This is a genomic window from Mesorhizobium sp. M7D.F.Ca.US.004.03.1.1 (assembly GCF_003998635.1).
GTDB lineage: Bacteria > Pseudomonadota > Alphaproteobacteria > Rhizobiales > Rhizobiaceae > Mesorhizobium > Mesorhizobium loti.
Window position 1 is genome coordinate 1 of sequence record NZ_RZQG01000277.1, and the last position, 6,660, is coordinate 6,660.

General features: G+C 60.7%; 7 protein-coding genes and 1 pseudogene. 5 read left to right on the top strand and 3 right to left on the bottom strand.

Annotated features, from left to right (window positions below; all coding sequences use genetic code 11):
- The coding region (locus EN935_RS42105; RefSeq protein ID WP_281040340.1) for a histidine kinase dimerization/phospho-acceptor domain-containing protein at positions 1-476 on the bottom strand (476 nt) is incomplete at its 3' end.
- Between EN935_RS42105 and EN935_RS42110 the strand changes: the two genes are divergently transcribed.
- Positions 456-890, top strand: coding sequence for a hypothetical protein (locus EN935_RS42110; protein ID WP_245488989.1), 435 nt, complete (start codon positions 456-458; stop codon positions 888-890). The two genes, EN935_RS42105 and EN935_RS42110, sit on opposite strands and share 21 nt — an antisense overlap.
- On the opposite strand, the gene EN935_RS16970 is transcribed toward EN935_RS42110, so the two are convergent.
- Complete coding sequence (locus tag EN935_RS16970) at positions 857-1,624, bottom strand: response regulator transcription factor (protein WP_164771170.1); 768 nt, start codon at positions 1,622-1,624, stop codon at positions 857-859. The two genes, EN935_RS42110 and EN935_RS16970, sit on opposite strands and share 34 nt — an antisense overlap.
- A gap of 17 nt (positions 1,625-1,641) precedes the next feature.
- Complete coding sequence (locus EN935_RS16975) at positions 1,642-2,499, bottom strand: MipA/OmpV family protein (protein ID WP_127264095.1); 858 nt, start codon at positions 2,497-2,499, stop codon at positions 1,642-1,644.
- A gap of 258 nt (positions 2,500-2,757) precedes the next feature.
- Here EN935_RS16975 and radC point away from each other — a divergent pair, with 258 nt between their 5' ends.
- The 4 genes and pseudogenes from radC to EN935_RS16995 form a co-directional block, all read left to right on the top strand.
- Positions 2,758-3,516, top strand: a complete 759-nt coding sequence (radC, locus tag EN935_RS16980; protein WP_127264097.1) for a DNA repair protein RadC — start codon at positions 2,758-2,760, stop codon at positions 3,514-3,516.
- 157 nt (positions 3,517-3,673) lie between these two features.
- Entirely contained in the window at positions 3,674-4,558 is an 885-nt protein-coding gene (locus EN935_RS16985; RefSeq protein WP_127264099.1) for a cytochrome c oxidase subunit II, read from the top strand.
- 21 nt (positions 4,559-4,579) lie between these two features.
- Complete coding sequence (gene ctaD, locus EN935_RS16990) at positions 4,580-6,349, top strand: cytochrome c oxidase subunit I (protein WP_127264101.1); 1,770 nt, start codon at positions 4,580-4,582, stop codon at positions 6,347-6,349.
- A pseudogene (locus tag EN935_RS16995) lies at positions 6,346-6,660 on the top strand (cytochrome-c oxidase); the annotation flags it as partial. The gene ctaD and the pseudogene EN935_RS16995, both read left to right, overlap by 4 nt.

The following is a 6,660-nucleotide window of genomic DNA, read 5'->3' on the forward strand; positions in this document are numbered from 1 at the left end:
GAAACGTCGTTGCGCAGATAGGTCACGGTCTCGTCGATCAGGACTTCGATGTGCTGGACATCGGAGAGGATCGCGGTTCGAACGGGGCCATCATCCATGCGCTCGGCGCGAAGCCGCAGCCGCGTCAAAGGCGTGCGCAGATCATGACTGACGCTGCGCAACATGCGCGTGCGGTTTTCTATCATCGTTCGGATACGCGTTCTCATCCTGTTCAGGGCGCGCGCCAGCCCAACCATCTCAATGGAGCCGCGTTCGACGAAAAGCTGGTCGCTGTTCTCAATCTCGGTCGAACCGACTGCCGCCGAGATGCGCTTCAGCGGGTCCGTTACGGCCCATACCGCAAACAGCCAGATCAGGACGGGCAAGGCGACGAAAGCCATGAACCTGTAGAACGAGGCACGCACGAGGCCAGATGTCAGCCAGGAATCGGGCATACCGAAATGAGCAAGGACGTCATGCTGGTCGAGGTCGATCACAAACGCGTATCGGCCGCCGATCCTTATCCAGCGCCCATCAACCGCCCCCCTGTCGATGCGGAAAAGCCATTCGATACTTCGCCACTGCAGATAGGAATAGGGAATGCTGCGGATCTGTTCCTTGGGCAGCACCTTGAAATCAAAACCAGCTCGCGCAGCTGTCGCCAGAATTGCGCCACGCGCTTCCGCTGGCGTTTCGCGCAACAAGGCGGCAAAAACGGCCGCTCGCCTGGCGCTATCTTCCACAGCGGGAAGGTCGACGTTCTCTATGAAACTCTCGACGACCGATCCGACGGACATGATCACAATCACCGCGATGAAAATGATTGCCGCAAACTGCCCGCGCACGGACTGGGGCAGAAAACGGCGGACGAAACCCCTCATGCCTCCTCCACCGTTGCGGTGAAGATGTAGCCACCCAACCGAACAGTCCTGAGAAGCACCGGATCGCGCGCGTCCTTTTCGATCTTCTGGCGGATCCGGCTGACATGCACATCGACGCTTCGTTCGATCGGTCCGGCGAGCCCGGCGTGGGTCACGCTGAGCAGTTCTTCGCGCGAGAGAACCCGGCCCGCATTGCGGCAGAACGCAAGCAGCAGGTCGAATTCATGCGTCGTCGTCGCAACCCGTGCATTGCTCGGATCATGCAATTGCCGACGAATGGGATCGAGGCTCCAGCCGTTGAAGCGAAGCACCTTCGACCGGTCCCGCTCGTCGGGAGCATAGGCCGTGCGGCGCAGCAGCGCCCGTATCCTGGCCGTCAGCTCGCGCGCGCTGAATGGTTTCGTCACATAATCGTCCGCGCCGATTTCCAGTCCGAAGATACGGTCGATTTCTTCGCCAAGCGCAGTCAGCATCAGGATCGGAATGTTCGTTCCCGCACGAAGACGGCGGCAGATGTTGAGACCGTTCTCACCCGGCAGCATGACATCGAGCACGATGAGATCGAATTTCTGGTTGCGAAGCGCGGCATTCATCTGGACGCCGCTCTCGGCAATTTCCACGATCATGCCGTTATCGGTGAGCGTCTCACCCAGCATGCGCGCGATCTCGATATCGTCTTCGACAATGAGGATACGCGCATCCTGCCTTGCCGATTTGAACTTGGCGTTCAAATCGCTCCGGCTCGCATTTGCCGCAGCCTGCATAGTTACCTGTGTGGGCATTAAAACCTGTATCCGACAAGAAGCATCCCGGAAGGCTGGATCTTGTCGACGACAATAGGGCTGTCGGCGGCGTCACCCACAAGAATGCCGACCCCCGCCTGGCCACGCACCATCCAGTTCTCGTTGAGCATATATGTGGCGGAGAGGGAAAAATCGGCGCGCTTCAACCCGGCGCCGGCATCATAGCGCGCCAGCCCCGAGCGAGCCGACTGTTCCGGCGTGACGCCAAAATAGGCCTGCATGTGATTTTCGTCGGCGAAGACAACGGATGCGCTGGCGCCGATCATCAACGATTGCGACAGAGGCTGGGTCACCTCGATCCCGACCGTGCCCAACAGGCCATCGCTGCCGCCGATGGTCTTGTCCAGTTGTGCGAAGATTTCAGCCGGGCCGAACTTCACCGCGGCCTTCGCGCCGACTGTCGCGCCCATGTCGACATCGCCCAAGCCGCGCAGGTGATCGGAGTCGTCTTCCTTGCGACCCATCTCATAGCCAAGCCGCGCGCTCAATGCGAACGGCCCTTGGTCATAGACGGCGATGTTGGCGCCTGTCGGATCGATCGTCACCGTGTCGCGGAATGTGGCCGTGACGAAAGGCACCGGCATGATCTTGAACTCGTCGCTGCCCTCGTATTTGGGGACGATGATGGCGCCACCGCCAAGCACGACATGCCAGTCGGCCAGTTTTTGTTCGATGCGCCCGAAACGGGAAGGCTCGGGCGGCGGGGTGAAATCGTCGGTATCGACGGCAATGGCGTCGGCCGCCAGCACGACCCCCGAATGCGTTGAAAACAGGATTGCCATCACTGCCAGAGAGGCTCGGCAGGCGAACATTCCAGAATCGATCTTGGCGAACATGCGTGCTCCAGAACAGCGAGGCGGTGAGCCCCTGATGCTCTGACTATTTCAGGTGAAAGTGGCTGCATGCGTGAAGTGATGTTAAGTTTTGTTGCGCAATCTTGGTCTCATCTTGGCGCTTGTGTTAGAGAAGCCGGAAGTTGATAGCACAAGCCGGCATGAAGCCCGCGCGGGTCGTCTCACGTTCGCAGAACAGAACGGTTTTCAATCCAGCCCAGAACGGTTTTAATGTCCGCATCGGAGGAGTGTGGGCGGCATATGGGTAACACCAGCGACGACGACGAGCGGAGTTTCTTCTCCGAAGTGCCGATGCGGCCAACGGTGAAAGCCAAGGCGGCAGATGAAAGGCCGCATTATCTCGGCCACCGCGACCGCTTGCGCGAGCGCTTTGCCTCGGCAGGTCCGGACGCCCTGCCCGATTATGAACTGCTGGAGCTTCTGCTCTTTCGCCTGATCCCTCGCGCCGACACCAAGCCGGTGGCCAAGGCGCTGCTGGCGCGCTTCGGCACGCTGGCCGAAGTGCTTGGCGCGCCTCTTGGCCTGCTGCAGGAGGTCAAGGGCATCGGCCCGGCGGTGGCACTCGACCTGAAAATTGTCGCCGCGACGGCGCAGCGCATGGCACGCGGCGAGGTCCACGGCCGCGAGATCCTCTCGTCCTGGCAGCAGCTTCTCGACTATTGCCGTTCAGCCATGGCCTTCGAGGCGCGCGAGCAGTTTCGCATCCTGTTCCTCGACAAGAAGAACGCGCTGATTGCCGACGAGGTGCAGCAGACAGGCACTGTCGACCACACGCCCGTCTATCCGCGGGAAGTGATCAAGCGCGCGCTCGAACTCTCGGCGACCGCCATTATCCTGGTCCACAATCACCCGTCAGGCGACCCGACGCCGTCGCGCGCCGACATCGAGATGACGAAGGAGATCATCGAGACCGGCAAGCGCCTAGGCATTTCCGTGCACGATCACATCATCATCGGGCGGAAGGGACACGCCAGCATGAAGGGCCTGCTGCTGATCTAGGGCCGGCCCTTCTCGGAAGGGTCGCGGCGGCAAAAGCCGGCATTTTTCCCGTCAAGATAGTCGGCTCTGGAATTTCGACCGCAAAAAGAGCATGATGAACTTGGCATTCGACGGGACAGCTTCGCGCGCCCCTTTGGAATGCCGGGAGGAACGGGACATGGCCGTAGCGCTTGTACTCGTTTTGATCGTCGTGGGCTCAGTGTTGTTTCATCTCCTGAGCCCATGGTGGTGGACGCCGATTGCCTCGAACTGGGCCTATATCGACAACACCATCATTATCACCTTCTGGATCACCGGCTTCGTCTTCGCCGCCGTCGTCCTGTTCATGGCCTATTGCGTCTTCCGCTTCCGTCACCGGGAAGGAAACCGGGCGGCCTACGAACCGGAGAACAAGCGGCTCGAATCGTGGCTGACGATCATCACCGCGGTCGGGGTCACGGCGTTGCTGGTTCCCGGCCTGTTCGTCTGGAGCCGGTTTGTCCACGTCCCGAGCGACGCAACCGATGTCGAAGTCGTCGGCCAGCAGTGGCAGTGGAGTTTCCGTCTGCCCGGCAAGGACGGCAAGCTTGGCACGTCCGACACCCGCGACGTCACCGCTGACAACCCGCTGGGCGTGATTGCCAGCGATCCCAATGGTCAGGACGATGTCGTGGTCGAAGCGGCTGATCTGCATCTGCCGGTCGGCAAACCGGTCAAGATGCTGCTCCGCTCGATCGATGTGCTGCATGATTTCTATGTGCCGGAATTCCGCGCCAAGATGGACATGATCCCGGGCTCGGTCACCTATTTCTGGTTCACCCCGACCAGGACCGGAACCTTTCAGGTCCTGTGCGCCGAACTTTGCGGCCAAGGGCATCCTTTGATGCATGGTGTGGTCATGGTCGACACGCAGCAAGACTACGTGGCCTGGCTTGGCCAGCAGCAGACTTTCGCCCAGTTGTCGGCACCCCAGCAAACAGGCTCGGCAGACCAGGCGCCGGGCAAGACGACGGCGTCAGGTTTGAAAATTGCAGCAAGGCTCGAAACGGTCGGGTCTCGCTGAAAAGGACACGGAGGTGTTCCTATGGTCGACATCACGCCTGCAGATGGCATCCCGCCGGCCGAAGTCGCGGAAGTGGAACTCTACCATCCGCACAGTTGGTGGACGAAATACGTCTTCTCGCAGGACGCCAAGGTCATCGCCATCCAGTATTCGGCGACTGCAACGGGAATCGGCCTGGTCGCCCTGGTGCTATCCTGGCTGATGCGGTTGCAACTTGGCTTCCCCGGTACGTTCGACTTCATCACCCCGGAAGCCTACTACCAGTTCATCACCATGCACGGCATGATCATGGTGATCTACCTGCTCACCGCGCTCTTCCTGGGCGGCTTCGGCAACTATCTGATTCCATTGATGGTCGGCGCGCGCGACATGGTCTTTCCCTATGTCAACATGCTGAGCTACTGGATCTACCTGCTCGCCGTGCTGGTTCTGGTGTCGAGCTTCTTTGCGCCCGGCGGACCAACGGGGGCTGGCTGGACGCTCTACCCGCCGCAAGCCATCATGAGCGGCACACCAGGCGGCCAGGACTGGGGCATCATCCTGATGCTCTCCTCGCTGATCCTGTTCATCATCGGTTTCACGATGGGCGGCCTGAACTATGTGGTGACGGTGCTGCAGGGCCGCACGCGTGGCATGACAATGATGCGCCTGCCGCTGACCGTCTGGGGCATCTTCACCGCAACCGTCATGGCGCTGCTCGCCTTTCCGGCGCTGTTCGTCGCCAGCGTGATGATGCTGCTTGACCGCGTCCTCGGCACCAGCTTCTTCATGCCGGCGATCTCCGAGATGGGCGAGCAACTGCCGCACAATGGCGGCAGCCCGATCCTGTTCCAGCACCTGTTCTGGTTCTTCGGCCATCCCGAGGTCTACATCGTGGCGCTGCCGGCTTTCGGCATCGTATCCGACCTGATCAGCACCCATGCACGCAAAAACATCTTCGGCTACCGGATGATGGTCTGGGCCATTGTCGGCATTGGCGCGCTGAGCTTCGTGGTCTGGGCGCACCACATGTATGTGAGCGGCATGCACCCCTATTTTGGCTTCTTCTTCGCCACCACGACGCTGATCATCGCCATTCCGACCGCCATCAAGGTCTACAACTGGGTGCTGACCCTGTGGCGCGGCGACATCCATCTCACCATACCTATGCTCTTTGCCCTGGCCTTCATCGTCACCTTTGTCAATGGCGGGCTGACCGGCCTGTTCCTCGGCAATGTCGTCGTCGATGTTCCGCTGTCCGACACGATGTTCGTCGTCGCCCATTTCCATATGGTCATGGGCGTCGCCCCTATCCTCGTGGTTTTTGGCGCGATCTACCACTGGTACCCGAAGGCTACTGGCCGGATGCTCAACGAGACGTTGGGGCGGTTCCATTTCTGGGTCACCTTCCTCGGCGCCTACCTGATCTTCTTCCCCATGCACTACCTCGGCCTGATGGGTGTGCCGCGGCGCTATGCTGAACTGACCGACATGACTGTTATGACGGAGTCGGCCCACCATCTGAATTCGTTCATCAGCATCATGGCCTTCATCGTCGGCTTTGCCCAAATGGTGTTTCTGTTCAATCTGATCTGGAGCATCCGCCATGGCCGCGAGGCCGGCGGCAATCCGTGGCGGGCCACGACCCTCGAATGGCAGACGCCGCAAACACCGCCGGCCCACGGCAATTTCGGCAAGGACCTGCCGATCGTCTATCGCTGGGCCTATGACTACAGCGTACCGGGTGCCAAGGAGGACTTCATCCCGCAGAACATGCCGGGCTCCTTCGGCCCCTCAAGGGAGCCGGCATGAGCGTCATCCTGGTCTTCCTGCTCGTCATCGCCGGCTTTGCCGGATGGTGGCTTTCACACCAGAGGCTGATGACCAAACCATGGCTCGAACAAGGCCTGGCCAGCGATTTTGTCGGCTTCGACCGGTCGGCGCTGCCCACCGCCAAGATCGGCCTCGGTGTCTTCCTCGCCGTCGTCGGCTGCCTGTTCGCGCTCTTCACCAGCGCTTATTTCATGCGGATGGCGGTGTCGGACTGGCAGCCGCTGCCGCTGCCGGGGCTGCTCTGGCTGAACACTGGCGTGCTGGTCTTGAGCAGCGTCGCGCTGCAATGC